General features: G+C 73.1%; 26 protein-coding genes. 14 read left to right on the forward strand and 12 right to left on the reverse strand.

Going from position 1 to position 25,298, the window contains the following annotated elements; all coding sequences use genetic code 11:
• Positions 1-596: maltotransferase domain-containing protein (locus tag ACZ7P3_RS35880; RefSeq protein ID WP_472088165.1), on the reverse strand; the 596-nt coding region annotated here is incomplete at its 3' end.
• A gap of 106 nt (positions 597-702) precedes the next feature.
• On the reverse strand, positions 703-1,002 hold the full coding sequence (locus tag ACZ7P3_RS35885; protein WP_472088468.1) for a DUF5133 domain-containing protein: 300 nt from the start codon (positions 1,000-1,002) through the stop codon (positions 703-705).
• A gap of 332 nt (positions 1,003-1,334) precedes the next feature.
• Between ACZ7P3_RS35885 and ACZ7P3_RS35890 the strand changes: the two genes are divergently transcribed.
• Both ACZ7P3_RS35890 and glgX read left to right on the forward strand, forming a co-directional pair.
• Positions 1,335-1,850 (forward strand): pep a2, encoded by a 516-nt coding sequence (locus ACZ7P3_RS35890; protein ID WP_472088166.1) that lies wholly within the window; start codon positions 1,335-1,337, stop codon positions 1,848-1,850.
• Positions 1,847-4,054, forward strand: coding sequence for a glycogen debranching protein GlgX (glgX, locus tag ACZ7P3_RS35895; RefSeq protein ID WP_472088167.1), 2,208 nt, complete (start codon positions 1,847-1,849; stop codon positions 4,052-4,054). The genes ACZ7P3_RS35890 and glgX overlap by 4 nt, the downstream gene beginning before the upstream one ends.
• Before the next feature lie 18 nt (positions 4,055-4,072).
• Here the strand turns inward: glgX and ACZ7P3_RS35900 are convergent, their stop codons facing one another.
• A complete protein-coding gene (locus ACZ7P3_RS35900) occupies positions 4,073-4,882 on the reverse strand; it encodes a VOC family protein (RefSeq protein WP_472088168.1) in 810 nt (269 codons plus the stop codon).
• A 126-nt stretch (positions 4,883-5,008) separates the two neighbouring features.
• Between ACZ7P3_RS35900 and ACZ7P3_RS35905 the strand changes: the two genes are divergently transcribed.
• A complete protein-coding gene (locus ACZ7P3_RS35905) occupies positions 5,009-5,365 on the forward strand; it encodes an ANTAR domain-containing protein (protein ID WP_472088169.1) in 357 nt (118 codons plus the stop codon).
• Positions 5,366-5,368: 3 nt separating this feature from the next.
• Here the strand turns inward: ACZ7P3_RS35905 and ACZ7P3_RS35910 are convergent, their stop codons facing one another.
• On the reverse strand, positions 5,369-6,160 hold the full coding sequence (locus tag ACZ7P3_RS35910) for an RNA polymerase sigma factor SigF (RefSeq protein ID WP_472088170.1): 792 nt from the start codon (positions 6,158-6,160) through the stop codon (positions 5,369-5,371).
• A gap of 324 nt (positions 6,161-6,484) precedes the next feature.
• On the opposite strand from ACZ7P3_RS35910, the gene ACZ7P3_RS35915 reads away from it, so the two are divergent.
• The 4 genes from ACZ7P3_RS35915 to ACZ7P3_RS35930 all read left to right on the forward strand — a co-directional run bounded on the left by ACZ7P3_RS35915 (position 6,485) and on the right by ACZ7P3_RS35930 (position 9,305).
• Positions 6,485-6,937, forward strand: a complete 453-nt coding sequence (locus tag ACZ7P3_RS35915; RefSeq protein ID WP_472088171.1) for a MarR family winged helix-turn-helix transcriptional regulator — start codon at positions 6,485-6,487, stop codon at positions 6,935-6,937.
• Positions 6,934-7,773, forward strand: a complete 840-nt coding sequence (locus tag ACZ7P3_RS35920) for an ABC transporter ATP-binding protein (RefSeq protein WP_472088172.1) — start codon at positions 6,934-6,936, stop codon at positions 7,771-7,773. The genes ACZ7P3_RS35915 and ACZ7P3_RS35920 overlap by 4 nt, the downstream gene beginning before the upstream one ends.
• Positions 7,733-8,590 carry an ABC transporter permease gene (locus tag ACZ7P3_RS35925; RefSeq protein ID WP_472088174.1) on the forward strand — a complete coding sequence of 286 codons (858 nt, stop codon included), beginning with the start codon at positions 7,733-7,735 and terminating at the stop codon, positions 8,588-8,590. The genes ACZ7P3_RS35920 and ACZ7P3_RS35925 overlap by 41 nt, the downstream gene beginning before the upstream one ends.
• Positions 8,591-8,780: 190 nt before the next feature.
• Positions 8,781-9,305 carry a hypothetical protein gene (locus ACZ7P3_RS35930; RefSeq protein WP_472088470.1) on the forward strand — a complete coding sequence of 175 codons (525 nt, stop codon included), beginning with the start codon at positions 8,781-8,783 and terminating at the stop codon, positions 9,303-9,305.
• Between the two features lie 6 nt (positions 9,306-9,311).
• Here the strand turns inward: ACZ7P3_RS35930 and hemC are convergent, their stop codons facing one another.
• Together hemC and ACZ7P3_RS35940 are read right to left on the reverse strand one after the other, a co-directional pair.
• Positions 9,312-10,247 (reverse strand): hydroxymethylbilane synthase, encoded by a 936-nt coding sequence (hemC, locus tag ACZ7P3_RS35935; RefSeq protein WP_472088176.1) that lies wholly within the window; start codon positions 10,245-10,247, stop codon positions 9,312-9,314.
• Positions 10,248-10,534: 287 nt separating this feature from the next.
• Complete coding sequence (locus ACZ7P3_RS35940) at positions 10,535-11,512, reverse strand: ATP-dependent DNA ligase (protein ID WP_472088471.1); 978 nt, start codon at positions 11,510-11,512, stop codon at positions 10,535-10,537.
• A gap of 537 nt (positions 11,513-12,049) precedes the next feature.
• Here ACZ7P3_RS35940 and ACZ7P3_RS35945 point away from each other — a divergent pair.
• On the forward strand, positions 12,050-12,700 hold the full coding sequence (locus ACZ7P3_RS35945) for a TetR/AcrR family transcriptional regulator (protein ID WP_472088178.1): 651 nt from the start codon (positions 12,050-12,052) through the stop codon (positions 12,698-12,700).
• Positions 12,701-12,935: 235 nt separating this feature from the next.
• Here the strand turns inward: ACZ7P3_RS35945 and ACZ7P3_RS35950 are convergent, their stop codons facing one another.
• Positions 12,936-13,769 (reverse strand): EamA family transporter, encoded by an 834-nt coding sequence (locus ACZ7P3_RS35950; protein ID WP_472088472.1) that lies wholly within the window; start codon positions 13,767-13,769, stop codon positions 12,936-12,938.
• A 155-nt stretch (positions 13,770-13,924) separates the two neighbouring features.
• Here ACZ7P3_RS35950 and ACZ7P3_RS35955 point away from each other — a divergent pair, with 155 nt between their 5' ends.
• The gene (locus ACZ7P3_RS35955; RefSeq protein WP_472088180.1) at positions 13,925-14,788 is read left to right on the forward strand and encodes a LysR family transcriptional regulator; all 864 of its coding nucleotides are present in this window, start codon (positions 13,925-13,927) and stop codon (positions 14,786-14,788) included.
• Positions 14,789-15,040: 252 nt separating this feature from the next.
• Here ACZ7P3_RS35955 and ACZ7P3_RS35960 read toward each other — a convergent pair whose 3' ends face one another.
• Both ACZ7P3_RS35960 and ACZ7P3_RS35965 read right to left on the reverse strand, forming a co-directional pair.
• Positions 15,041-15,802 carry an XRE family transcriptional regulator gene (locus tag ACZ7P3_RS35960; protein ID WP_472088182.1) on the reverse strand — a complete coding sequence of 254 codons (762 nt, stop codon included), beginning with the start codon at positions 15,800-15,802 and terminating at the stop codon, positions 15,041-15,043.
• Positions 15,803-15,997: 195 nt separating this feature from the next.
• The gene (locus ACZ7P3_RS35965; protein ID WP_472088184.1) at positions 15,998-16,516 is read right to left on the reverse strand and encodes an SH3 domain-containing protein; all 519 of its coding nucleotides are present in this window, start codon (positions 16,514-16,516) and stop codon (positions 15,998-16,000) included.
• Positions 16,517-17,040: 524 nt separating this feature from the next.
• Here ACZ7P3_RS35965 and ACZ7P3_RS35970 point away from each other — a divergent pair.
• From ACZ7P3_RS35970 to ACZ7P3_RS35980, 3 genes are read left to right on the forward strand one after another with little or no spacing between them, the layout of a single operon-like run.
• Positions 17,041-17,421: a DoxX family protein gene (locus ACZ7P3_RS35970; RefSeq protein WP_472088186.1), complete on the forward strand. Its 381-nt coding sequence runs from the start codon at positions 17,041-17,043 to the stop codon at positions 17,419-17,421.
• Positions 17,418-17,885 (forward strand): peroxiredoxin, encoded by a 468-nt coding sequence (locus tag ACZ7P3_RS35975; RefSeq protein ID WP_472088187.1) that lies wholly within the window; start codon positions 17,418-17,420, stop codon positions 17,883-17,885. The genes ACZ7P3_RS35970 and ACZ7P3_RS35975 overlap by 4 nt, the downstream gene beginning before the upstream one ends.
• 54 nt (positions 17,886-17,939) lie before the next feature.
• Complete coding sequence (locus ACZ7P3_RS35980) at positions 17,940-20,279, forward strand: SpoIIE family protein phosphatase (protein ID WP_472088189.1); 2,340 nt, start codon at positions 17,940-17,942, stop codon at positions 20,277-20,279.
• A gap of 55 nt (positions 20,280-20,334) precedes the next feature.
• On the opposite strand, the gene ACZ7P3_RS35985 is transcribed toward ACZ7P3_RS35980, so the two are convergent.
• Positions 20,335-20,946 (reverse strand): DNA polymerase ligase N-terminal domain-containing protein, encoded by a 612-nt coding sequence (locus ACZ7P3_RS35985; RefSeq protein ID WP_472088190.1) that lies wholly within the window; start codon positions 20,944-20,946, stop codon positions 20,335-20,337.
• Positions 20,947-21,144: 198 nt separating this feature from the next.
• Positions 21,145-22,008, reverse strand: coding sequence for an oxidoreductase (locus ACZ7P3_RS35990; RefSeq protein WP_472088192.1), 864 nt, complete (start codon positions 22,006-22,008; stop codon positions 21,145-21,147).
• A 149-nt stretch (positions 22,009-22,157) separates the two neighbouring features.
• Between ACZ7P3_RS35990 and ACZ7P3_RS35995 the strand changes: the two genes are divergently transcribed.
• Positions 22,158-23,033: a helix-turn-helix domain-containing protein gene (locus ACZ7P3_RS35995; RefSeq protein WP_472088194.1), complete on the forward strand. Its 876-nt coding sequence runs from the start codon at positions 22,158-22,160 to the stop codon at positions 23,031-23,033.
• A gap of 186 nt (positions 23,034-23,219) precedes the next feature.
• Positions 23,220-24,203 carry a TauD/TfdA dioxygenase family protein gene (locus ACZ7P3_RS36000; protein WP_472088196.1) on the forward strand — a complete coding sequence of 328 codons (984 nt, stop codon included), beginning with the start codon at positions 23,220-23,222 and terminating at the stop codon, positions 24,201-24,203.
• A gap of 1 nt (position 24,204) precedes the next feature.
• Here ACZ7P3_RS36000 and ACZ7P3_RS36005 read toward each other — a convergent pair whose 3' ends face one another.
• Positions 24,205-25,233 (reverse strand): LLM class flavin-dependent oxidoreductase, encoded by a 1,029-nt coding sequence (locus ACZ7P3_RS36005; protein WP_472088198.1) that lies wholly within the window; start codon positions 25,231-25,233, stop codon positions 24,205-24,207.
• Positions 25,234-25,298: the final 65 nt, after the last annotated feature.

Consider the following 25,298-nt stretch of genomic DNA (forward strand, 5'->3'; position numbering starts at 1 on the left):
AGGGCCCTGGCCCGCTCCACCAGCAGCGGCATCGGATCGCCGGCCGTGACCAACTCCCGCAGCGGGTACCGGGACAGCACCGCGTCCACCTCGGGAGACAACGCGTCCTTCAGACGGTCGTGCACCGAGAGCGTGTCGTCGCCCAGAGCCCGCGCGGCGGCCAGGACCAGGTCCCGCTGCGGCCCCTTGGGCACTCCGGCCGCCGCCCGCTCGTGGAGGCCGGCGCCCTCCTCCAGGACCAGACCGGTGTCGATGCCCGCCGGAACCTTTACGGCGGCGGTGCGCCGCCAGGTGGCCAGCGGATGGCTCCAGGCCTCCACGCGGAAGGTCCAGCGGCCGGTGACGTCCGGGGTGACGTCCGCACCCCAGAGGTCGCTGCCCGGGGACAGCTCCCGCATCGGCGTCCACGGGCCGCGGCGGCCGGCCGGATCCCGCAGGACGACATTGGCGCCGACGGCGTCATGGCCTTCCCGGAACACGGTGGCCGTGACCTGGAACGTCTCCCCGGCCACCGCCTTCGCCGGGCGCCTGCCGCAGTCCACGGCCGGCCGGACGTCACGTACCGGTACGCGGCCGATGGCCGGGGTCCTGCGCATCTCTCACCTCCGCCGTGCGCGAAGCCGGGCCCGGGGCCCGGCTTCGCGATCCGAGAAACGGTCCGGCTGCTGCCGTCCCGTGTGGAACGCCCTGTACGGTGCCAGGTCAGTGCCTCGGCGCCGTGGAACGCCGCTCCGGTGGCGGCGCGCGGCGGCCCGCCCGACGCGGCTGCGTCCGCCCGTCCTGCTCGCGCAGGTAGCCGGCCAGGGTGGAGCGCAGATAGCGCTCGGCCGCTTCCGCGGCCTCCCGGGCGCAGCGTTTTCCCATCAGCACGCACAAGGTGTAGCCCGAGTCCTCGAAAGTGGCCCGGACCGTGCGGTCGTGGGGCGAGGCGAGCATCATGCGCTCCCATGCCCGGTAACGCCGCAACTGCCTGGCCACTTCGGCCTTGGCGGGGAGCAGCATGACCCTCTTCACCTTCCACGCTCTCGACTGGGCGCGTTCCCGACGGTCGGGTGGCGTCCGCGCACAGGAGGGCACGGAACCGTTACGGCGATCGAGGCTTTCACTCATGGTGCACGTACGACGACACAACGTCCTGTTGGACGTTCAACCATCCGGCCGAACGTGAGCCTCGTGTTGCACGAATGGCGTAGCGCGCTCACTGTGGAGGTGACTCAGAAGCGATCAGCGCTCACGCTAGGTGTCCGGGACCTCTCCCGGGCGGGCAAGAGTCCGGGATCCCTCCCGGGCCGGGCAAGGGGAGCGGGAGCTTCGCGGGTGAGGAGCAAGCGACAATGAAGACCGCAGTGCCCTGCTACTACCACCTCGATGTGGAAGTCAGCCCGGAACGGGTCGGACAGGTCAGCCGGATCCTGGCCGCCCATCTCCGCCACTGGGACCTCGAAAACCTCGTGGACCCCGTCCGCCACGGCGCAGAACTGCTGCTGCGGGCGATCGACCAGCACGCCACCGACAAGCACGCGTCGATCGAGATGTGGTGGAACGGCCAGCACCTCATCACCGCCGTCGGGGGTGAAGACCGCGACCTGCGCCCCGACCAGGACCTCAGGGCGTGCCTCGCGGACATCGCCGCCATGAGCGACGGCTGGGGCTGCTGTGCCTCGGAGACCGGCTGCAAGATCATCTGGTTCTCGCAGCGCGCCCGTTCCGGCGAGCGCGTCCCGCTGGTCCCGAAGGCCCCCGCGCCCCACCTGCGACAGGGGCTCCAGGTGCCCCGATCGATTCCGGTGGCCGTCCTGGCCGCCCGGGCCGACGCGGCGGACGGCGCCCTGGAAGGCGCCGCCCGGTGACGGCCCGGAAGTCCCGCAAAGGGGTGCCCGTGTGGAGCGGGCACCCCTACCCATTGGGTGCCTCCTTCGACGGGCAGGGCACCAACTTCGCGCTGTTCAGCGAGGTCGCCGAGCACGTCGAGCTGATCCTGGTGGACGACGCCGGCACCGAGCGCCCCGTCCCGCTGTACGAGGTCGACGGGTTCGTGTGGCACGCCCATCTGCCCGGCGTCGGCCCCGGACAGCGCTACGGCTACCGCGTGCACGGTCCCTGGCAGCCGTCCTTCGGCCACCGGTGCAACCCGGCGAAGCTGCTGCTCGACCCGTACGCGCGCGCGGTGGACGGACGGACCGACAACCACGCCTCCCTCTACGAGCGTGCGCCGGACGGCCCCTCCGCGGCCGACAGCGCGGGCCACTCGATGCTGGGCGTGGTCACCGACCCGTACTTCGACTGGGGCGACGACCGTTCCCCGTGCCACTCCTACGCCGACTCCGTCATCTACGAGGCCCACGTCCGCGGCCTGACCCGCACCCATCCGGACGTCCCGGAGCGGCTGCGCGGCACCTACGCCGGGCTCGCCCACCCCGCGGTCATCGATCACCTGACCACGCTCGGCATCACCGCCGTGGAACTGATGCCGGTCCACCAGTTCGTCCAGGACGGCGTCCTGCAGGACCGGGGCCTGGCCAACTACTGGGGCTACAACACCATCGGCTTCTTCGCCCCGCACCACGCCTACGCGGCCCTCGGCAGCCGGGGCCGGCAGGTCGACGAGTTCAAGGCCATGGTGAAGGCGCTGCACGCCGCCGGCCTCGAAGTGATCCTCGACGTGGTCTACAACCACACCGCCGAGGGGAACGAGAGGGGTCCCACCCTGTCCTTCCGGGGCATCGACAACGCCTCGTACTACCGCCTGGTCGACGGCGACTGGGGGCACTACTACGACACCACGGGCACCGGCAACAGCCTGCTGATGCGGCACCCCTACGTACTGCAGCTGATCATGGACTCGCTGCGGTACTGGGTGACCGAGATGCACGTCGACGGGTTCCGCTTCGACCTCGCGGCCACGCTGGCCCGGCAGTTCCACGAGGTGGACCGGCTCTCCGCGTTCTTCGACCTGATCCAGCAGGACCCGGTGATCAGCCGCGTCAAGCTCATCGCCGAGCCCTGGGACGTGGGGGAGGGCGGCTACCAGGTGGGCAACTTCCCCCCGCTGTGGTCGGAGTGGAACGGCCGCTACCGGGACGCCGTGCGGGACTTCTGGCGGGCGGAACCCGGCTCGCTCGGCGAGTTCGCCTCGCGGCTGACCGGCTCCTCCGACCTGTACCAGCACAGCCGGCGCCGGCCGCGTGCCAGCGTCAACTTCGTGACCGCGCACGACGGATTCACCCTGCGCGACCTCGTGTCGTACAACGACAAGCACAACGAGGCCAACGGCGAGGACAACCGGGACGGCGAGAGCCACAACCGGTCCTGGAACTGCGGGGCGGAGGGCGCGACCGACGACCCGGCCGTCCTCGAACTGCGTGCTCGCCAGCAACGGAACCTGCTGGCCACGCTGTTGCTGTCCCAGGGCATCCCGATGCTCAGCCACGGCGACGAACTCGGCCGCACCCAGCGCGGCAACAACAACGCCTACTGCCAGGACAACGAGGTCTCCTGGGTGGACTGGGACCTGACCGACGAGCAGCGTGCCCTCGCCGAGTTCACCCGGCGCGTCATCGGCCTGCGCGCCGGGCACCCCGTGCTGCGCAGGCGCCGCTTCTTCCTCGGCGAGACCGCGACCAACGCCGAGCAGCCGCTGCCCGACCTGATGTGGCTGCGGCCCGACGCCCGCGAGATGACCGACCGGGACTGGCAGCGCGGCGACGCGCACTCGGTCGGCGTCTTCCTCAACGGCGACGCCATCGCCGAACGCGACTCCTACGGCGGCCGCGTGGTCGACGACTCCTTCCTGCTGCTGCTCAACGGCTACTGGGAACCCGTCGACTTCCGCCTCCCCGCCGACTCCTACGGCGAACGCTGGACGACCCTGATCGACACCGCCGATCCCGAGGGCGTCCCCGACGAACGCGAGCACAAGGCCGGCACCCGGCTCCGCGTGGAGTCCCGCGGCCTGATCCTGCTGTCCCGGCCGTCGCGGGCCGCCGGACCGCGCGGCGCGGGACGGGCACGGGACCGCTCGAAGCGCAGACGCCGGGATACGGCGACGGCGTGAGCGAAGTCCCCGGCCCGGTCAGCGCTCCAGGCGTGAGGTCACGGTGAACTGAGCCCCGTCCGGGTCGCGCAGCACCGCCTCCGTCTCCTCCTCGTGCAGGACGCTGCCGCCGTGCTTCTCCGCGGTGCGGGCACAGCCCACCACATCGGCCACCGCGAAATGGATCTGCCAGTGGGGCCGGACCGAGGGGTCCGGGGCCGCCTCCACCGCACCGGAGTCGATGCGCGCCACCACGTCGCCCCTGCTGCGCAGCACCACCTCGCCGCCCTCGTACTCCACCGAGCAGCAGCCCGCCGTCCCGGTGGCCCAGCCGAGCGTCTCGCCGTAGAAGATCGCGGAATCGAAGGCGTTGCGGGTGTGCAGCCGGATGAAGGTGGGGGCAGCCCGCCGCCATGTCTCCCAGTTGGAGACCAGTTCGCCCTGCCAGATGCCGAAGGTCGCCCCGTCGCGGTCGGCGAGGAGGGCGGCCCGTCCGGGAGGGAAGGACAGCGGCCCCACCGCCGCCGTGCCGCCGCGTTCCCGGGCCCGGGCCGCGGCCACATCGGCGTCCGGAACCGCGAAGTACGGCGTCCAGGCCACCGCCATCTGCCACATCGAGGCGACCGCGGCGATCCCGGCCACCGGCACCCCGTCCGCCAGCGCGATCCGGAAGTGCTCGCCGAGCTTGGCGCCGCGCCAGCGCCAGCCGAACAGGGCCGAGTAGAACTCCTGCGTCGCCCCCAGGTCGCGGCTGGTCAGGCTCACCCAGCACGGCGCGCCGAAGACGGAGTGCGTGGAGACGATGTCCCTCGTCCTCGGTCCACTGCTGGCAGGCGTGTCATCGTTCATGGCAGTCGCGTCCTGGTCTCGGGGTCCGGCGCCTGCCGGTCTGGCACCAGTGTCCGACCGCAGGGGGCGCGGTGCCTGTCGAGTACCCCGGTGGCGGGGGCCCAGGCGGGTGAGCACGATGGAGGCATGGGAGAGACGGAGGCCGACCGGATCGCCGAGCTGCAGGCCGAAGTGGACCAGCTGAAGGAGGCCGTGGCCTCCCACGCAGTCGTCGATCAGGCCATCGGCATGGTGGTGGCCCTCGGACGGGTGACCCCCGACGAGGGGTGGCAGGTGCTGAAGGAGGTCTCCCAGCACACCAACATCAAGCTGCGCACCATCGCGGACCTGATCCTCATCTGGGGGCGCCGCGGCGACATCCCCGCCGAGGTCCGTGCGGAGCTGGAGGACACCCTGGACCGGTACGGCCCCTGTCAGGTCCCCGGGGCGGCCGAGCCGCTGCCCGCCGTCGTGGAGGAGGTCCCCGACCGTTCACGGGAGTGAGGCTCAGCCGGTCTCGGCGAGCAGTTCCTCACGCAGCCGGTCGCAGCAGCCGCTGAGCAGCCGGGAGACGTGCATCTGGGAGATCCCCAGTTGCTCGGCGATCCGGCTCTGTGTCATCCCGCCGAAGAACCGCAGGTAGAGGATGGTGCGCTCGCGCTCGGGCAGCGCCTGCAGACACGGCTTGACCGCGGCGCGGTCGACCACGAGGTCGAAGCCGGGGTCGGCCTCGCCCAGACAGTCCCCGAGCGCATACCCGTCCGTGCCGGCCACCTCCGCGTCCAGGGACAGCGCGGAGAAGCACTCCAGGGCCTCCATGCCGGCCTGCACCTCGGCCTCGCTCAGCCGTGTGTGCGCGGCGATCTCCGCGACGGTGGGCGCCCGGCCGGGCGTGGTCTGGGCCAGCTCCTTGACCGCGCCGCGCACCCGGTTGCGCAGGTCCTGCACCCGGCGCGGCACGTGCAGGGTCCACATGTGGTCGCGGAAGTGGCGCTTGATCTCGCCGGTGATGGTGGGCACCGCGTACGCCTCGAAGGCGCGGCCCCGGCAGGGGTCGTAGTGGTCGACCGCCTTCACCAGGCCGAGTGCGGCCACCTGGTACAGGTCCTCCAGGGACTCCCCGCGGCCGCGGAACCGTACGGCGATCCGCTCGGCCATGGGAAGCCAGAGCCGGACCAGTTCGTCCCTCAGCGCCCGGCGCTCGGGACCGTCGGGCAGCTGCGCGAGCCGTTCGAAGGACTCGGCCGTGTCGGGGGCGTCGTCGTGGGGGTGGGACTTCGTGCTCGCAGTGACAGGCATCGCGCGCACCTCTCTCAACAGGTGCTGGATCGAACAGGCACTGTGGGAGGGGGCTCGGACCTGAGGGAGGCACCGGGGTGCCCGGCTGAGCCGGCTCCCACGGACGTGCCTCCGGTCCGAAGCACTCATGTTCGTATTCCCCTCGACGGATACGTCAAAACAATCTGGTCCATATCGGGATGTACCGGGCGTCGGGCGCCAGGCGCCGGGGCAGCGGAGCAGCGGGGCGGCGGGGCGGCGGGGCACCTGGGTACCCGGGTGCCGGGGTGCCCTTGACCTCTCCTTGGGAGGCATTACCTCTGTAACAGAGGTAATCTTCGGACCATGGAAGCGGACCTCTCCGAGGAGCTGGCCGACGCACTCATGCGGATCCAGCGACTGGTCCGGCGCCGGCTGCGCGGCGGGCTCGCCGGGCCGCCGCTGCGCGGGGCCGAGGTGGAGCTGCTGCGGCTGGTCGAGGCCCGGCCCGGCATCGGCATCTCGGACGCCGCCAGGGCCCTGCACCTGGCCGGCAACTCCGTGTCGACCCTGGTCAACCAGCTCGTCCGGGACGGCCATCTGACCCGGGAGACCGACCCGGACGACCGGCGGGCCGCCCGTCTGCTGCTGACCGGTGCCGCCGAGAAGCGGCTGGAGGACTGGCGTCGCCGCCGTACCGAACTGGTCGGCCGGCATCTGTCCCGACTCGACGAGGGCGACCGCGCGGCCCTGAGCGCGGCGCTGCCCGCACTGCGCAAGCTGGCCGTCACCCTGCACGAGGAGGCCGAGGAAGCATGACCAGCGACACGTCCGCCGAGACCGCCGAAGCCGTCGCCTGTACCCGCCTCGCCTACGCCTTCGGGGACACCAACGCCGTCGACGGACTCGACCTGGCCGTCCGCGAGGGCGAGGTGTTCGGGCTGCTCGGTCCCAACGGCGCCGGGAAAACCACCGCCATCCGCTGCATCACCACGCTTCTCCCGGTCCCGGCCGGCATGGTCCGGGTCTTCGGGCACGACACCGCCAAGGACCGCATGGCGGTGCGCCGCCTCCTCGGCTACGTCCCGCAGCAGCTGTCCGCCGACAGCGGGCTCACCGGCCGGGAGAACGTCGCCCTGTTCGCCCGCGTCTTCGACGTGCCGCGGCGCGAGCGCGCCGAGCGTGTCGCCCAGGCCCTGACCGCCGTCGGCCTCACCGACGCCGCCGACCGGCTTGCCGGCACCTACTCCGGCGGCATGATCCGCCGCCTCGAACTCGCCCAGGCCCTGGTCAGCGCGCCCCGGCTGCTGATCCTGGACGAACCCACCATCGGCCTGGACCCCATCGCCCGCACCGGCGTCTGGGACCACATCAACGCCGTCCGCGCCGCCACCGGCATGACCGTCCTCGTCACCACCCACTACATGGACGAGGCCGACCAGTACTGCGACCGGGTCGGCCTGATGCACCGGGGCCGCATCCGCGCCCTGGGCACCCCGGCCGAGCTGCGCCAGGGGCTCGCCGAACGCCGGGGCACGGACACCCTGCCCACGCTGGAGGACGTCTTCCGGGACGTCGCCGGCAGCGGCCTCGACTCCGGAGGAGGTTTCCGCGATGTCCGAAGCACCCGCCGCACCGCGAACCGCGTCGGCTGACGACACCGCCGCAGGCATCTCCCTGCTGCTCAGCCCGCCCCGCCCACGTGCGGGCTGGCGGCTGCTGCCCGCCCGGGTTGCCGCGATGTGCGCCGTCGAGCTGCAGAAGCTGCGCCACGACCGCACCGAGCTGTACACCCGCGCGGTCCAGCCGGCCCTGTGGCTGCTGATCTTCGGCCAGACCTTCACCCGGATCCGGGCGATACCCACCGGGGGCATCCCCTACATCGACTACCTGGCGCCCGGCATCATCGCCCAGTCCGCGATGTTCATCGCCATCTTCTACGGCATCCAGATCATCTGGGAGCGCGACGCGGGCATCCTGAACAAGCTCCTCGTCACCCCCACCCCGCGCTCGGCACTGATCACCGGCAAGGCGTTCGCGGCCGGAGTGAAGTCACTGATCCAGGCCGTCGTCGTCATCGTCATCGCCGCCCTGCTCGGCGTCGCCCTCACCTGGAACCCGCTGAAGCTGCTCGGCGTCGCCGGGGTCGTGGTCCTCGCCTCCGCGTTCTTCTCCTGCCTGTCGATGACCATCGCGGGCATCGTCCTCAGCCGGGACCGCCTGATGGGCTTCGGGCAGGCCATCACCATGCCGCTGTTCTTCGGCTCCAACGCCCTGTACCCCGTCTCGGTGATGCCGGGCTGGCTCCAGGCCGTCAGCAAGGTCAATCCGCTCAGCTACGAGGTCGACGCCCTGCGCGGCCTCCTGCTCGGCACGCCCGCCCACCTCGCCGCCGACTTCGGGGTCCTGGCGGTGGCCGCCGCCCTCGGCATCGCCGCGGCCTCCTCGCTGCTCGGCCGGCTGGCCCGGTGATCTTGCCGCGGCACGTGATGTGCGGCACGCGCCCGCGCCGCCTCGCGGCACCGTCGGCGGGATTGTTGCTGGGCAGCGCTTGATCACCGATCAAAGCGGGCGAACCCCCTGGCCACAGCGCATTCTGCTCATTTGACAGTGCACTGAGCGCCCAGATAGACAGCAGCTCTTGGAGGTCGAGAGGGGCGCTGTGTACGAGCCGAACGTGGTCGGGGACTGGCAGGAGTACGACGAGCATGCCGGTCTGCGGGTTCGCGTCCACCGCCTGGAGGCGGCCGAGCCGCCGCGCGGACGCGACGACGCCGCGGCCGGGCTGACGTACTTCACCGTCCGGGTGACCGTCGAGAACCGGGGTGCACGGCACTACGGCATCCACCTGGAGGACGGGCAGATCGACGTCCGGGTCGGCCAGGACGGGGAGAGCGCCTTCATCGACTGGCGGAACTCCCAGTTCATCGAGGGCTTCGACGTCTATCCGCTGCGCCGGGCCACCGCCGTGCTCTACGCGGCCGCCCCGGAGGCCGCCCTGACGCACGTGGACGTACAGGTCCAGCTGCGGGTCGAGGAGGAGTGGACCGACCGCCGGCTCTGGGCGGGCGGCATCGGTGTCCTGGAGGCGACCGCGGTGCCGGCGCCGGCCGGCACCGGACAGGGCAGCCTGGCCCACCAGGTCAGCGCCTTCCTGAAGGACCAGACGGAGCCGGGCACCGCCTGACGGGGGTCAGTGCGGGATGCCGTCGATGATCTCCCGTGCCCCCTGCCGCAGCAGCGCCACCGCCACCGACGTCCCGAGCGTGGCCGCATCGAGCCGGCCCGCCCATTCGTGGGCGTTCAGCCGGGTCTTGCCGTCCGGCGTGAACACACACGCCCGCAGGGACAGTTCACCGCTGCGGTCCACGCGCGCATAGCCGGCGATGGGGCTGTTGCAGTGCCCCTGGAGCACATGCAGGAACATCCGCTCGGCCGTGGCCTCCCGGTGCGTGGCCGGGTCACCGAGCCCGCTGACCGCGTCGATCAGATCGGTATCGCCCTCCCGGCACTGCAGGGCGAGGATGCCCGCGCCGATCGGCGGCATCATCGCCTCCGGGGACAGCACCTCGCTGATGACGTCGGGGCGGCCGATCCGCTCGAGACCGGACACCGCCAGCAGCAGCGCGTCCGCCTCCCCGGCGGCCAGCTTCTCCAGCCGGCGGTTGGCGTTGCCGCGGAAGGGCACGCACTCCAGGTGCGGGTGCGTGGCGGCCAGCTGGGCCACCCGGCGCACCGAGGAGGTGCCGATCCGGGTGCCGGCCGGCAGCTGGTCGAGGGTGAGCCCGCCCGGGTGCACCAGCGCGTCACGGATGTCGTCCCGCTGCAGGAACGCGGCGAACACCGTGCCGGCGGGCAGCGGCCGGTCCGCGGGCACGTCCTTGACGCAGTGCACCGCGAGGTCCGCCTCCCCGGCCAGCAGGGCCGCGTCCACCTCCTTGGTGAACGCCCCCTTGCCCTCGACCTTGGAGAGATCACCGAGCCACTTGTCACCCGTGGTCTTCACGGGCACGACCTCGGTGCGCACTCCCGGGTGCAGCACGCCCAACTCGGCGCGCACACGCTCGACTTGCGCGAGGGCCATCGGTGAGTCACGGGAGACGATACGGATGAGTTCCGGGACGGACATGGGGGACACGATAGACCCTCGGGTGCCGTGCCCCGTCCCCGGTCACCCGTGCAGCCGCCCGTCGAGGGGGAACAGGTCCGCCTCCAGCCGGGCTCGCGGCGCGCACCTGCCGCGGCGGGGTGGTGAGGACCGCTGGGGGACCGGTAGGCGGCTGGTGCGTACTCGGCCGGGGTTCGCCGACGGGTCTGCTGAGACCGCGTCGGGGTGGGGGACGGCAGTTGCCGTGGGATCCGGTAGTTGCCGTGGTCGCCGTGGTCGCCGTGCATGCCGTGGTTGCTGTCGCATGCTCAGTCGGGGTTCTGCGGCAGGTATGCCGAGGACTCCTCGGGGGTGAGGTCAGGTCGCAGTCGCAGCCAGGACGGCTGGCGGAGGAGCCCGGCCCGGGTCCGGGTGCTGTAGCCGACCTCGCCCACCAGCCGGGGCAGCACCCAGCGCGCGTGCGCGATCCGTGGCACCGGGTCGAAGGGGCACCGGCTGCTCGCGGCCGCCCGCAGCAGCGCCGCCAGTTCCGTCCGTTCCGTCTCGCTCCAGCCGGTGCCCACCCCGCCGACGTACCGCAGCCGGCCGCCGGCGCGCTGGCCGACCAGCACCGCGCCCGGCAGCCCGGTCAGCCGTCCCCTGCCGGGCAGCCAGCCCCCGACGATGACATCCTCGCTGCGCATGTTCCGGATCTTGATCCAGGCACGGGAGCGCACCCCGGGCTCGTACAGCGAGTCCAGACGCTTGCACACCAGGCCCTCCAGACCGTGTTCCCGGGTGGCCCGGAGCGCCTCGGCACCGTGCCCGGTCACGGCCCCCGGCGTCGACCAGTACGGCCCGGTGAGGCCCAGCTCCACCAGCCGCGCCCGCCGCTGGGCGTAGGGAAGGCGCAGCAGCGGGCGTTCCAGGTACGGAACGTCGAACAGCACCAGGTGCACCGGAACCTGCGCGGCCCTGCGCGCCGCCAGTGCGGGGGAGTGCGCAAGGCCCATCCGGCTCTGCAGCAACTGGAAGTCGGCGCGCCCCCGTTCGTCCAGGGCGAGCACCTCGCCGTCCAGGACGGCGGGTGTGGCGCCCAGAGCGGTGCCGAGCGGGCGCAGCTCGGGGTAGGCGGCGGTGATGTCCTCGCCGGAGCGGGCGCGCAGCAGCACGCCGCCGTCGCCGGACAGGTAGGCCATCACGCGCTGGCCGTCCTGCTTGGTCTCGTACGCCCACCGCTGGTCCTGGGCGGCGGACGGCAGCGCGCCGGGCGTGGCGAGCATCGGCGCGATGAGCGGCAGGTGCACGTCGGTCACGGCTGAAGGTGTCGACCGCTCCCGGCGCCCTCACGCGCCTTCGGGCACCGGTTCGCCTGATCGGGCCCGTCCGGGCGGCCGGCCGCCCGGGCCGCGCCTCCGCCCGTTTCGACTGACGGACCGGCGCACCGAGTTGGGCGCCGTCACGGGCGGGCCTGCTCCGTCACGGCCCGGTGTGGCCCGCCGGACGTGCGTGCGAGCGTGAGCGCGGACGCGAACGGTGGGCCCCGCGCTCCCCGGCCACGCGCTTTCCACGCTGCCCCCAGTCCCGGCCGGCCCGGCCGCCCCGCGCCCCGAGGGTCCGGGCGGATCGGCTTCTCCTGCGTCGAGTGCCCGACTCGCCCATGCCGAGTGCCCGACTCACCTTCAGCGGCATGGAAAGGCGGTCCCGACGGGGCCTGTCGGTCGGGGGCCGGGCGTGCCCCGTAGGCTCTTCTGGCTGGACCTCGCCGCCCCGGTCGAGGACCTGGAGCGGCGCGCGGGACTGGCCGCCCCAGGGCGGTGCGCAGTCCCGGAGCGGTGGTGAGCATGGCGCGCAGGACGGCCCGGGCGGAGCAGGTGAACGCGACGCGGGAGGCGATCCTGACCGCGGCGGAGCGGCTGTTCGCCGAGCACGGCGTGTACGCCGTCTCCAACCGTCAGGTCAGCGAGGCCGCAGGCCAGGGCAACAACGCCGCGGTCGGCTACCACTTCGGCACCAAGGCCGACCTCGTCCGTGCCGTCGCGCGCCGGCACGCCGGGCGGATCGAGGTGCTGCGGGAGCGGGCCCTGGCGGCGGCGGCCGGTTCCGCCGACGTGCGCGACTGGGTCGACTGCCTGGTGCGCCCGGTCACCGAGCACCTGGCCGGCCTGGGCAGTCCCACCTGGTACGCCCGGTTCTGCGCCCAGGTGATGAGCGACCCGGCGCTGCACGAGATCATGGTCGAGGAGTCCCTGGCCTCGCCGGCGCTGCGTGAGGCGATCGACGGCCTGAACCGCACCCTGCCCGCACTGCCCGCCGAAGTCCGCATGGAACGGGGCCAGATGGTCCGGACACTGATCCTGTACACCTGCGCCGAGCGGGAGCGTGCTCTCGCCGAGGACACCCCGACCCCGCGCACCGGCTGGAGCGAGGTCGCCACGGGGCTCGCCGACGCGATCGTGGGGCTGTGGCTGGCCCCGGTCACCCGCACCGGCTGACCCCGATGATCCGAGGCCGCCGTGGTCTTCCCGGCGAAGCCGCCCGCAGCATGAGCACGCGGGTGAACGACCGTCGGCCGTCCCCGGCCGTGCGCGGGTGAGCGGCTGTCAGTCGTCCCCGGCCGTGCGCGAGTGAGTGGCCGTCAGTCCCCGGTCGCGCGCGGGTGACCGGCTGTCAGCCGTCCCCGGTCGCGGACGGGTGAGGGGCCGGCAGCCGCGGCCGGTAGCGCGCGGGTCAGCGGTCGTCAGCCGCGGCCGCCCCGGCATGCGTCGCGATGCTGAGCGCGTTCGCGGCGACGACCGCCCCGATGCCCGCCCACTCCGGGCCGCCGAGACCCTGACCGAGGACGATCCACCCGACCACGGCCGCGAGCACCGGATTGACGCTCATGAACAGCCCGAACGTGTGCGCGGGCACGGTGCGCAGCGTGAGCAGATCGGCGAGGTACGGCACGGCCGAGGAGAGCACTCCCGCGGCGACGGCGCACAGCAGGGCGCCGGCCGTGGGCGGGTGCCGTACGGCGACGGCGATCCCGGCCGGCAGGAAGGCCAGCGCCGACACTCCCGCGGCGGCACCCGCTCCCTGGACCCCCGGTATGCGCCGGCCGACGATCCGGTTGAGCAGGATGTACGACGCCCAGCAGCAGGCGGCCACCAGGCCGAGGCCCATCCCCAGGTAGTCGGCCGACGGCTGCGGGCGCATCAGGACCACCACCCCGGCCGCCGCCAGCACCGCGCACCCCGCGTCCAGCCGGCGCCGGGACGCGGCCAGCGCGATGGCGAGCGGGCCCAGGAACTCCAGCGTCACCGCGAGGCCGAGCCCGATCCGGTCGACCGCGCTGTACAGGCTGAGGTTCATCGTGCCGAAGACCGCCGCCAGCAGCAGCACCGGCCACCACTGACGCCAGGTGAAGGCCCGCAGCCGCGGCCTGCCGACGGCCAGCAGCACCAGCGCGGCGACGTACTGACGCACCGCCACCACACCGAGCGGACCCAGCACGGGGAAGGCCAGCGCCCCGACGGCCGCGCCCGTCTGGTTGGACAGGCCGCTGCCGACCATGGTGGCCACTCCGGCCGACCGCCGGGCCTGGGGCGCGGGACCCGGCGCCGCCGACGGCACGGTGGCGGCGGCAGGGCGTTCGAAGACTCGAGGCATAGCGGGATGCTGCGCCACCAGGATGTTTGCGCATAATGCATGGCGGTGTCGATCTATACGCTGAGCGTATGCATGAACCCGACATCGACCTGCGCCGGCTCCGCTGTTTCGTGGCCATCGTGGACGAGGGCACCTTCACCGACGCGGCCATCGCCCTCGGTGTCTCCCAGGCCGCCGTCTCCCGCGCCCTCGCCTCCCTCGAACAGGCCCTGGGCGTACGGCTGCTCAGGCGCACCTCGCGTGCCGTGACCCCGACCGCGACCGGGCTGCGCGTGCTGGCGCAGGCCCGGCGGGTGCTCGCGGACGTGTCCGAGCTGGTCCGGGAGGCCACCTCGGGGCACGAGCGGGTGCGGATCGGGTACGCATGGTCGGCGCTCGGCCGCCACACGGTGGCCTTCCAGCGGCGCTGGAGCGCCGCGCATCCCGGCACCGACCTGCATCTGGTGCGGGTCAACTCGCTGTCCGCGGGCCTGGCCGAGGGTGCCTGTGACCTCTCGGTCGTCCGCAGGCCGCTGGACGACCGGCGCTTCGGCACCGCCATCGCCGGCCTGGAACGGCGTCTGTGCGCGCTCGCCGCCGACGACCCCCTCGCCAGGCGCCGCTCGGTCCGGCTCGCCGACCTCGCCGACCGCACCCTGCTCGTCGACCGGCGTACCGGCACGGCCAGCCCGGAGCTGTGGCCGCCCGGCGCCCGCCCGGCCGTCGAGGAGACGTACGACGTGGACGACTGGCTCACCGTCATCGCCGCCGGACGTGCCATCGGCGTGACCGCGGAGTCCACCGCGAACCAGTACCCGAGGCCCGGCATCGTCTACCGGCCGGTGCGCGACGCCGAACCCGTCGCCGTGCGCCTCGCCTGGTGGCGCGACGACCCGCACCCGGCTCACCAGGACGTGCTCGAACTCCTCACCGACCTGTACCGCAGCGGCTGAGCGACCCGGACCCGGACCGAAGGAACGCGAACCACATGGCTGACAGTCTTGGCTGGCTGGATTCACGCCTCCGGCCGTTTCGGCGCCCCCGCATCTCCGCGATCCGGTCCGCGCACACCGCGGCCGGCGTCCACCTGCTCGGCGTCCGCATGCCGTGTCGGGGTGCCGTGTCCGGATGCCGGCTCCCGGGTGCCGGGGGCCGGGACAGGGTGCCGCGTCCGCATGCCGTGTCCGGTGCGGCACGCGCCCGTGTCATCCCTGGCCCATCGGCTCCGCGTTCAGACCCGTGCACGCCAGCTGCCCGCCCACCTCGGCACACGCCTCCACGCCCCGAGGTGAACGGACGGCGATCATCGGGCTGGTGTGTCCGGTGGAGTCGTCCGCCGGATAGCTCGCGGAGAGCATGTCCTGACCCGCCCGTACCGACACCTCGCGTGCCTGCGGGGAGCGCACGCGCACCTCCGACCACGCGGTGCCGCAGGCGGGCGAGTAGCGAAGGCGGACGTCATAGCCGGAGTCGGTGACGGCGCTCTTGGTCTGCGCGTCCCTGGCGCACACCGAGGCTTCGGGCAACTCGCCCTGGCAGGAGCGTGCGTGGCAGCCGGGCCCGGTCAGCAGGGTCTGCGCGGCGGGAGAAGGAGAGCCGGGCCGTCCGGCCACGGTGACGGCGGCGGCCACCGCCGCGGCCGTACCGAGCAGGGCGAGCGCCGACAGCGGGAGCCACCGGGAGCGGGGCCGGACCTGCTCCTTGTACGGACTGGGCGCGGGCGGTTCCTCGGCCGCCTCCCACAGGGCCAGTACGGGGGCGGGATCGGCACCGGCCAGCCGGCTGAGCGCCTCCACGGCCGGTCGTGGAGGCCGCTGGGTCCCGGTCAGATAGCGGTGCCAGGCCGACTTGCTGTAGGGGGTGCGGGTGGCCAGCGCCGCCAGGCTCAGCCCCGTACGGTCTCTCAGTTCCCGCAGTTTCACCGCCAGCGATTCGTCCGGTGTGGCCGACTTTTGGGGATGCCGCATCGTGCGTCCCTCGACTCCCGTTCCGCTATGGGCGCTTTGGCCCCTGTTGTCGGAATGGTTTCCCTGCGGTGCGGCCTCTGCAACACACGATGGGGTATGAGGTCGGTGAGGCACATATGTGCCGAAGGCCTGTTCGGGGGAGGGGAGTTCCCGAACAGGCCTTCGACGGTCAGGTGGTGCGGTGGTCCGTGGCGGTCAGCACCACGGGACGGTGCGTCCGGTGCGGACGTAGTGCGCGGACACGTAGCCACGGTGGTGGCGGAGCCGGTACCAGGTGTGGTTGCCGAAGACCCCGGAGCCGTACGACTTGCAGGTGACCCTCAGCAGCCGACCGGTGTGCCGGTGGCCGATCACGCGGTAGTAGGTGCCCGGTCCCGAGCGGACGTTCAGCCGGGCGCGGTGCGTGGTGACCCGCCCGGCGACGGGCACCGTGCGGCGGTACGACATGCCCTGCACGACGGCCCGGGAGACGCCCGGCGCGACGAAGTGGCGGACGTGACGGTGGTGGACCCGGCGGTGGTGGGCGCGGTGCGTGTGCCGCCTGGCGTGGTGGTTGCGGTGCTTCGGGTGCTGCGCGGGGTGCTGGGCCGTCACGGCGGCCGCCGGGCGCGGGGCGGTCGCGGCGCTCGCCGGGGCGGCCCCGGCCGCCCCGGGCAGGAACGCGAGCACCGCGACCGTGGCCAGCAGACCGCTCTTGATGGTCTGTCGGATCATGGAAACCTCCGGCTGTCGTTCTCGTGACCACGAAGCGTGATCACGTCAGCAGCGTTGCCGTGACGGGTGGTCGCAATGCCGTCCCGGCATCCCGCGGGACGGCCGGGACGTGCCCCGGGACGGGTGGCGTGGTCACCCCCTGGCTCAGCTGCGGCTCGGCCGGGACGCGTTCCGCCGTCCTGTCCGTCCCCGTGGACGTGCCGTGCCGCCCTGCATGCCTCGGTTACTTACTTGCCTTATGCAACCATGTGGAGGGATTTCGGACATGCCCACGGAACCGCTGTCCGAGGTCCCCGCCGCTGCTGCGGAGGTCGTCGAGACCGAGCGTGCCCCGACGGGCGTGGCCTGTCTCGTGCCCCGCCGGGCGTGGCCTGTCTCGGCCCGTGCCCGTAGCGGGCGGGCTTCCTCGCCCGCGCGGTCGACGACGAGGGGGCCGGGAGGCGGACCCGGTCGATCGTTCCGAAGCGGTCACACGTCGCTCTACCGTCGAGTAATATCCGGCGGCAGATCAACGAGGAGGAACCGTGCCCCGGTCCGAACGTTCACCCCTGTTGCTGGCCGGCCTGCTGGCCGCCGCCGGGGTCGCCCACTTCGCCGCTCCGCGGCAGTTCGATGCCACGATTCCGAAGGCGCTGCCGGGCTCGCCCCGGGCGTGGACGTACGGCAGCGGGCTCGTGGAGCTGGCGCTGGCGGCCGGGGTGGCCTCGCCCCGCACCCGCGCGGTGGCCGGCAAGGCGGCGGCCGCCTTCTTCGTCGGGGTCTTCCCCGCCAACGTGAAGATGGCCGTGGACTGGCGAAACCGGCCTGCCCCGCAGCGGACCGCGGCCCTGGCCCGGCTGCCCCTTCAGGTACCCCTGGTGCTGTGGGCCCGCGGTGTCGCCCGCGGCGGGGAGGGCCGGTCATGACGGAGACCGTGGAGGTCGGGGACAAGGTCGAGGACTTTGCGCTGCCCGACGAGAGCGGCACCACCCGGCGGCTCACCGAGCTGCTGGCCGACGGGCCGGTCGTGCTGTTCTTCTACCCCGCCGCGCTGACGCGTGGCTGCACGGCAGAGGCCTGCCACTTCCGCGACCTCGCCGCGGAATTCGCGGCCGTCGGTGCCCGCCCCGTCGGGATCAGCGGCGACAGCGTCGAACGGCAGCAGGAGTTCGCAGGACGGCACACCCTCGGCATGCCCCTGCTCTCCGACGCCGACGGGGCGGTCCGCGAGCGCTTCGGCGTCAAGCGCGGCTTCAGCCTCGCGCCCACCAGACGGGTCACCTTCGTCATCGCGCAGGACCGCACGGTCCTGGAGGTCGTCCGCAGCGAACTGCGCATGAACACCCACGCCGATCGAGCGTTGTCCGTACTGCGCACGCATCGAGGCTGAGCCGGGTCGCCTCCGCGCTTGATGCGCCGGAACATTCGGATCATCCTTGGGCATATGGAGCGTGTCGCGGCCGCGGCGATCATTGATGCCCAGGGCAGGCTGACCGGGTGGAGCGAGGGCGCGCGGCTGCTCACGGGGCACACTGCGGACGAGGTCGTCGGCCGGCCCGCGGCCGACCTCCTCGCCGCCGAGGTGCCCCCCGGTGTCCTCACTGCGCGATCCGGCACCGTCGCACTGCGCCACCGCGACGGCCACCGGACCGAGCTGGCCCTCACCGCCTGCCCGGTCCTCGGCCAGGGCGGCGAGGCGACCGGATACGTGGTCACCGCCGACCAGGCCGGCCCGCCCGGCGCCGTGCTCGCGGCTCAGGCCTTCCAGACCGCCTCCATGTCCATGTCGGTCTTCGATCTCCAACAGCGCTATCTGCGGGTCAACGACGCCGCCCGCCAGATGGTCGGCGTGCCCGAGGAGGAACTGGTCGGCCGGTTCTACCAGGAGACCGTGGAGGACGCCGAGCACAGCCGGATCTTCCTGCGCCATCTGCGCCAGGTCGTCGAGACCGGCCGGCCCGTCCACTACGAGAGCTTCACCAACGCCCCCGCGCTCAACCGGGAGAACGCCTGGAGCGTGGAGATGTGGCCGCTGCGGGACGCGTCCGGTGAGCTGGCCGCGGTCGCCCTGGCCGCGTTCGACAGCAGCGAGCAGTACTGGGCCCGGCGCCGCCTCGCCCTGCTGAACGAGGCGGCCACCGGCATCGGCACCACCCTGGACGTGGTGCGCACCGCCGAGGAGATGATCGAACTCCTCGTCCCGCAGTACGCCGACTTCGCCAGCATCGACCTGCTGGACTGGGTCCTCGGGGCGGACGAGCTGCCGATGATCCCGGACGGCGGCATCACCCTGCGCCGTGTCGCGCACGGCTCCACCCGGGAGGGCAACCCGGGCGTGGCCGTGCACCTGGGCGAGACGCACGTCTACCGGCCCTCCTCACCGCCGGCCCGAGCCCTGCGCGAGGGCGGGGCCGTGCTCAGCCAGGCCAGCGAGCCCGAATTCGACCAGTGGCTCGCGGAGCGCAACGCGCGCTCGCCCGAGGGCCGCCAGTACCGCGAGGGCGTCCATTCCATGATCGCGGTCCCGCTGCTGGCCCGCGGCACCACGCTTGGCGTCGCGGTGTGCGTGCGCGCGGCCCATCCGGACGACTACGGCCCCGACGACGCCGTCCTCGCCGAGGAACTCGCCAGCCGCGCCGCCGTCTGCATCGACAACGCCCGCCGCTTCGCCCGCGAGCGCAGCACCGCCCACGTGCTCCAGCACAGCCTGCTGCCCCGCGGGCTGCCCGGACAGGCCGCGGTCGAGGTGGCCCACCGCTATCTGCCGTGCGGATCGCTGGCGGGCATCGGCGGCGACTGGTTCGACGTGATCCCGCTCTCCGGCAGCCGGGTCGGGCTGGTCGTCGGCGACGTGGTCGGCCACGGCATCCAGTCCTCGGCCACCATGGGCCGGCTGCGCACGGCCGTACGCACCCTCGCCGATGTCGACCTGCCCCCGGACGAACTCCTCACCCACCTGGACGACCTGGTCACCCACCTGGCCTACGAGGACAGCGGCGAAGAGGTCGCCGAGGTCGGCGCCACCTGCCTCTACGCCGTCTACGACCCCGTCTCCCGGCGCCTGTCCCTGGCTGCCGCCGGCCACCCGGCCCCGGCCCTCGTCCTGCCCGGCGGCCTCCCCGAGTTCATCCCCATGGCCGCCGGACCGCCCCTCGGGGTCGGCGGGCTGCCCTTCGAGGGGACGGAACTCGAACTGCCCGAGGGCTCGATCGTCGCCCTCTACACCGACGGACTGATCGACGACCGCGACCGGGACGTCGACCACGCCACGAACGAACTGCGCCGCGCCCTCGGCGCTCCGGCCGACTCCCTGGAGGCCCTCACCGACAACGTCCTCAAGGCCGTCATGCCCGAACAGCCCACCGACGACGTGGCCCTGCTCATGGTCCGCAGCCGCGCTCTCGGCACCGACCGCGTCGCGACCTGGGACGTACCGCCCGACCCGGCCGAAGTGGCCACCTACCGGCAGGCGGCCACCGAGCAACTGGCCGCCTGGGGTCTGGAGGAGGCCGCCTTCGTCACCGAACTCGTCGTCAGCGAACTCGTCACCAACGCCATCCGCTACGGCGTACCGCCCATCAAACTGCGTCTGATCCGCGACCGCGCGCTCATCTGCGAGGTCTCCGACGCCAGCTCCACCTCACCGCACCTGCGCCGGGCGCACGCCTACGACGAGGGCGGCCGAGGACTGCTGCTGGTCGCGCAGCTCACCCAGCGCTGGGGCAGCAGGCAGACGGGCAGCGGCAAGACGATCTGGGCGGAACAGCCGCTGCCCGACGCGTGATCACCGCCGCGGCCGCCATCACTCGGACGCGCAGCCCGGTCTCGGCGTGCGTACGTCACCCCTCGCCGTCGGCGGCGACCTGGGCGAGGGTGCGGCCGGTGCGGGCCGAGCGGGCGCGGCGGGGGTCCGGGGTGCCGTGGCCGGCTGCCCGGGCGGGGCCCTTGCGCACCAGCAGCCAGGCCTCCTCCTCGTCCTGGCCGCTGCGGAAACGCGTGAGGGCGTACTCGCCGTGCAGCTTGGTGCCGTGCAGCCGGAAGGTGGCGTGACCGCCCTCCAAGGACTCCGCGAAGTCCACCGGACGCCCGGCGCGGTCATGGCTGAGTGGCTCGTACGTGCCGTGGTCCCAGACGATCACGGTGCCGCCGCCGTACTCGCCCTTCGGGATCACGCCCTCGAAGTCCTCGTACTCCAGCGGATGGTCCTCGGTGGGCACGGCCAGCCGCTTGTCCCCGGGGTCCGTGGAGGGCCCCTTCGGGACGGACCAGGACTTCAGGACGTCCTCCACCTGGAGCCGGAAGTCGAAGTGCATCCGGCGCGCGTCGTGGATCTGCACCACGTACCGGGGCCGCTCCGCACCGGCGGAGGCCGCCGTTCTCCCCGAGGGCTCGTGGGTCCGTTCGAAGTCACGCTTGCCGCGATAGGTCCGCAGCCGGTCCTCCCTCGCCACGTACGGCTCCTTCCGTGCGTCCGCCTCGCGGGCCTCCGGAGCGCACCCGCGGCTCCTTCCGGACTTCCGCCGCACGGGCCCCCGAAGCGGCGCGTGCGGCTCCTCCCGTGCGCCCGACCCGCGGACCCCCGAGGCGCCACGTGCGGCTCCTCCCGTGCTTCGGTCTCACGGGCCCCCGAGTACCCCGGTACGGGCCCCTCAGCCGCCGATGCCGTCCAGATCGGCGACCGCGTCCTCGGGGAGGACCAGCGAGGCGGCGGCGATGTTCTCGCGCAGGTGCTCCGGGGACGAGGTGCCGGGGATGAGCGCGATGTTGGGCGAGCGGCGCAGCAGCCAGGCGAGGGCGACCTGCTGCGGCGAGGCGCCCAGCCGGGCGGCGGTCTTCGACAGCGTCTCCGACTGCAACGGGGTGAATCCGCCGAGCGGGAAGTACGGCACGAAGGCGATGTTCTCCGCCGCCGTCATCTCCACCAGGGCGTCGTCCTGCCGGTTGGCCAGGTTGTACAGGTTCTGCACGGTGACCACGGGTGCGATCGCCCGGGCCTCCTCCAGCTGCGGGAGGGACGCGGTACTGAGCCCGAGGTGCCGGACGAGCCCCTCCCGGCGCAGCTCCGCCAGCGCGCCGAACTGCTCGGCGACGGAGTCCTCGTTCGGGGTGTCCATGTCGCCCAGCCGGAGATTGACCACGTCCAGCGCGTCCACCCCGAGGCTGCGCAGGTTGTCGTGCACCTGCGCCTTCAGGTCCTCGGGATGCCGGGAGACGATCCAGCTGCCGTCGGCGCCGCGCCGGGCGCCGACCTTGGTGACGATGTGCAGGCCGTCCGGGTAGGGGTGCAGAGCCTCCCTGATGATCTCGTTGACGACCGCGGGGCCGTAGAAGTCGGCGGTGTCGATGTGGGTGATGCCCGCCTCCACCGCCGCGCGGAGCACCGCCACGGCCCGGGCCCGGTCCTTCGGCGGACCGAAGACGTGCGGGCCCGCCAGCTGCATGGCGCCGTAGCCGATGCGGGTCAGGGTCGGACCGTTCGCCAGGGTGACGGTGCCACCGAGCTGTGCAGTCATGTCGTGCCTCTCGTGTCGTGCCGGGCCACCAGTGCCTCCGGTGACCTCTTTCCACGGTGCGCCGGACATGCCCGAGGCGGCAGTGCCCCCGCGTTCCTGGGAGTGACAGGGACAGCCACGGTCACCGGTGCGGGCCGTACGGTGGTGTCATGGACGGTACGAACGCGCTCGGCGAGTTCCTGCGGGCCCGCCGGGCGCAGGTCGGGCCCGAGGACGTGGGGCTGCCCGGTTCGGGACTGCGCCGGGTGCCGGGGCTGCGGCGCGAGGAGGTCGCGATGCTCTCCGGCATCAGCTCCGACTACTACCTCCGCCTGGAGCAGGGCCGGGACCGCAACCCGTCCGCGCAGGTCCTCCGGGCCATCGCCCGCGTCCTGCGGCTGGACGCCGACGCCACCTCCTACCTCCTCGGCCTGGCCCAGGACCGGCCGGCCGGCACCCGCCGTCCGTCCCGCGCCGGGGCGCCGCGCCGCCGGGAACAGGTGCCCGCCGCCCTCCTCCAGCTCATCGACGGCTGGCCCCGCAACCCCGCCTACATCCAGAACCGGTACACCGACTGCCTCGCCGCCAACACCCTCGCCACGGCCCTCACACCGAACTACACGCTCGGCGTCAACCTGCTGACGGCCGTCCTGCTCGATCCCGCCGAGCGCGCACTGCGCCGCGACTGGGAGGACCTCACCGAGGAGGGTGTGGCCGCCCTGCGCGCGTACGCGGGGCCCGACAGCGACGACCCCCGGCTGCGCGACCTGGTCGGTGACCTGTCCGTGCGCAGCGAACGCTTCCGCACGCTCTGGTCCCGGCACGAGGTACGGCCCCGGCGCGGCCGGGTCAGCCGGCTGAGCCACCCACAGGTCGGCGACCTCGACCTGCACTCCAACAAGCTCTCCGTGGACGGCACCGACGGACTCACCCTGGTCGTCTTCCACGCCGAGCCCGGCAGCCGCAGCGCCGAACTCCTGCAGATTCTCGGCAGCCTCACCGCGCCCCGCCCCGGCGCCCGCCAGGAACGCGTCGAGGAGCCGTAGGGGATCGCGGCGGTTCGCTGCGGTGCACGGAGGTTCATGGCGGGGCACGGCGGGGCACGGCGTCTTACGGCGCAAGCCGGCCCGGGCCGGCCCCGGGGACGCCGGGGGTGCGAGGCCCTGTCGCGTCGGCGCGCCCTGACTGTCACGATCACCCCAGAGCCCGTACGGACGACCTTCGGAGCGCGCATGACGACGGACAGGGTCACAGCGGAGCAGGCCGGGAGCGCGGAGCCGGTCGAGGGCGTCGAAGTGCGGCCGGTGGCCGGGCACATCGGCGCCGAGATCACCGGCGTCGACCTGGCCGAGCCCCTCGACGACGCCGTGGTCGCCCTGATCCGGGAGGCGGTGCTGCACTGGAAGGTGGTCTTCTTCCGCGAGCAGCGCCTGGACCACGCCGGGCACGTCGCCTTCGCCCGGCGCTTCGGCGAGCCGGTCGTGCTCGGCAGGCGCGGCGGCGCCTCCCCGGCCGGCTTCCCCGAGGTGGAAACCACCGCGGACCGGCTGGAGCTGGGCGGGCGCTTCGGCATGGACCACGAGGAGTGGCTGCAGCGCCGTCGGCACACCCTGCTGCGCGGCTGGCACTGCGACCACGGCGCCCGCATCGACCCGCCCGCCGCGACCGTCCTGCGCGCCGAGACCGTGCCGGCGTACGGCGGGGACACCACCTGGGCCAACCTGGCCGCCGCCTACGCCGGGCTGTCGGCGCCGGTCCGCGCCTTCGTGGACGGGCTGCGCGCCGAACACCGGCTTGGCGTCGGCTACCAGCCGCGGCCCGGCGCCGACGCCTATGTCCGCCATCTCCTGGACCACCAGGTCGCCTCGGTGCACCCGCTGGTGCGCGTGCACCCGGAGACCGGGGAGCGGGTGCTGTTCGTCAACGGCTACTACCTGGAGCAGATCACCGAGGTCTCCCGTCCGGAGAGCGCGGCCCTCCTGGAGATGCTGCTCGAACAGGCGGTCCGCCCCGAGTACACGGTCCGTTTCCGCTGGGAGCCCGGCAGCGTCGCCTTCTGGGACAACCGGGCCACCATCCACCTGGCCCCCGGCGACAGCGCCCACCTCGGCTTTCCGCGGATCATGCACCGGGTGATGCTCGCGGGCGACGTACCGGTGGGAGTGGACGGCCGGCCGTCCGAGCCGGTCACCGGTACGCGGGCGGGCCGCTGGTGAGTCAGCCCGCCGGCCGCCACCCGAGTGCCGGGCCCAGCTTCGTCGCCAGGTCCGTGAGGATCTGGACGTAGTCCTCGTGCTCGAAGGTGAACGGCAGCGCGAACGCCACCTCGTCGATCTCCCGGAACGCGGCGTGCGCGTGCAGCCGCTCGGCCAGCTCGTCGGAGGTGCCGACGAGGTCGGGGGCGAAGAGCAGCCGGGCCGGGCCCTGCGGGACGGCCGTGCGCGGGAGCCGCTCCGCGGCGTACCGCGCGTACTTGGCCCGCTGCCCGGGGCTCGCCGAGTCGGTGGGGATCACCACCAGGCCCTGGGAGACACGGGCCGCCTCCCCGTCGGGGTGCCGGGCGCGGAACGCGCGGATGAGGGACCGCTGGATCTCCGCGAAGTCCTGCGCTCCTTCCGGGTCTTCGGCCTTGACGACGCTGCTGGTCAGGAAGTTCATGCCGTGCTCGCCCGCCCAGCGCGCCGAGCCGAGGCTGCCGCCGCCGTACCACAGCCGGCGCCCGAGCCCGGGGGAGTGCGGCTGGACGACGTCGGAGAACACCTCGAAGCCCTCCATACCGCTGAAGCCGGTGGCCGGCTCGCCGCGCACGAAGTCCAGCAGCCGCCGCACCCGCTCGTACCCGAAGTCCTCGGCGTCCGCGGTGTCCGGGTACAGGGCCCCTTTCACCTGCTCGAAGTGCATCGGCGGGCCCACGCTGACGCCGGGGTTCAGACGGCCGCCGGACAGGATGTCCACCGTCGCCAGGTCCTCGGCGAGGCGCAGCGGGTTCTCCCAGCCGAGCGGGATCACCGCGGTGCCCAGCTCGATGCGGCGGGTCCGCTGCGAGGCCGCCGCCAGCACCGCGACGGGGGACGAGATGCCGTACTGGAGATGGCGGTGGCGGACCCAGGCGCTGTCGAAGTCCAGCCGCTCGCCCAGCTCGATGATCTCCAGCGTGGACTCGTGCCCCCGGGCCGGGTCCGCCGCGTCGAACAGGCCGATCGTGAGGAAGCCCAGCTTGCGCAGCGGGCGGGGGGCGGACGGCACGGGCTCCTCCAGCGGTCGTACGTCTCTGTGACCTCGATTCTGGCAGGCGAGTGTGACAACCGTGT

This window comes from Streptomyces sp. NPDC107581 (genome assembly GCF_055657175.1).

Coding starts and splice junctions, on each gene's coding strand:
- ACZ7P3_RS35885 (WP_472088468.1), bottom strand. CDS start 1,002: ATGCTGCTCCCCGCCAAGGCCGAAGTGGCCAGGCAGTTGCGGCGTTAC.
- ACZ7P3_RS35890 (WP_472088166.1), top strand. CDS start 1,335: ATGAAGACCGCAGTGCCCTGCTACTACCACCTCGATGTGGAAGTCAGC.
- ACZ7P3_RS35900 (WP_472088168.1), bottom strand. CDS start 4,882: ATGAACGATGACACGCCTGCCAGCAGTGGACCGAGGACGAGGGACATC.
- ACZ7P3_RS35905 (WP_472088169.1), top strand. CDS start 5,009: ATGGGAGAGACGGAGGCCGACCGGATCGCCGAGCTGCAGGCCGAAGTG.
- ACZ7P3_RS35910 (WP_472088170.1), bottom strand. CDS start 6,160: ATGCCTGTCACTGCGAGCACGAAGTCCCACCCCCACGACGACGCCCCC.
- ACZ7P3_RS35915 (WP_472088171.1), top strand. CDS start 6,485: ATGGAAGCGGACCTCTCCGAGGAGCTGGCCGACGCACTCATGCGGATC.
- ACZ7P3_RS35920 (WP_472088172.1), top strand. CDS start 6,934: ATGACCAGCGACACGTCCGCCGAGACCGCCGAAGCCGTCGCCTGTACC.
- ACZ7P3_RS35925 (WP_472088174.1), top strand. CDS start 7,733: ATGTCCGAAGCACCCGCCGCACCGCGAACCGCGTCGGCTGACGACACC.
- hemC (WP_472088176.1), bottom strand. CDS start 10,247: ATGTCCGTCCCGGAACTCATCCGTATCGTCTCCCGTGACTCACCGATG.
- ACZ7P3_RS35945 (WP_472088178.1), top strand. CDS start 12,050: ATGGCGCGCAGGACGGCCCGGGCGGAGCAGGTGAACGCGACGCGGGAG.
- ACZ7P3_RS35955 (WP_472088180.1), top strand. CDS start 13,925: ATGCATGAACCCGACATCGACCTGCGCCGGCTCCGCTGTTTCGTGGCC.
- ACZ7P3_RS35960 (WP_472088182.1), bottom strand. CDS start 15,802: ATGCGGCATCCCCAAAAGTCGGCCACACCGGACGAATCGCTGGCGGTG.
- ACZ7P3_RS35965 (WP_472088184.1), bottom strand. CDS start 16,516: ATGATCCGACAGACCATCAAGAGCGGTCTGCTGGCCACGGTCGCGGTG.
- ACZ7P3_RS35975 (WP_472088187.1), top strand. CDS start 17,418: ATGACGGAGACCGTGGAGGTCGGGGACAAGGTCGAGGACTTTGCGCTG.
- ACZ7P3_RS35980 (WP_472088189.1), top strand. CDS start 17,940: ATGGAGCGTGTCGCGGCCGCGGCGATCATTGATGCCCAGGGCAGGCTG.
- ACZ7P3_RS35990 (WP_472088192.1), bottom strand. CDS start 22,008: ATGACTGCACAGCTCGGTGGCACCGTCACCCTGGCGAACGGTCCGACC.
- ACZ7P3_RS35995 (WP_472088194.1), top strand. CDS start 22,158: ATGGACGGTACGAACGCGCTCGGCGAGTTCCTGCGGGCCCGCCGGGCG.
- ACZ7P3_RS36000 (WP_472088196.1), top strand. CDS start 23,220: ATGACGACGGACAGGGTCACAGCGGAGCAGGCCGGGAGCGCGGAGCCG.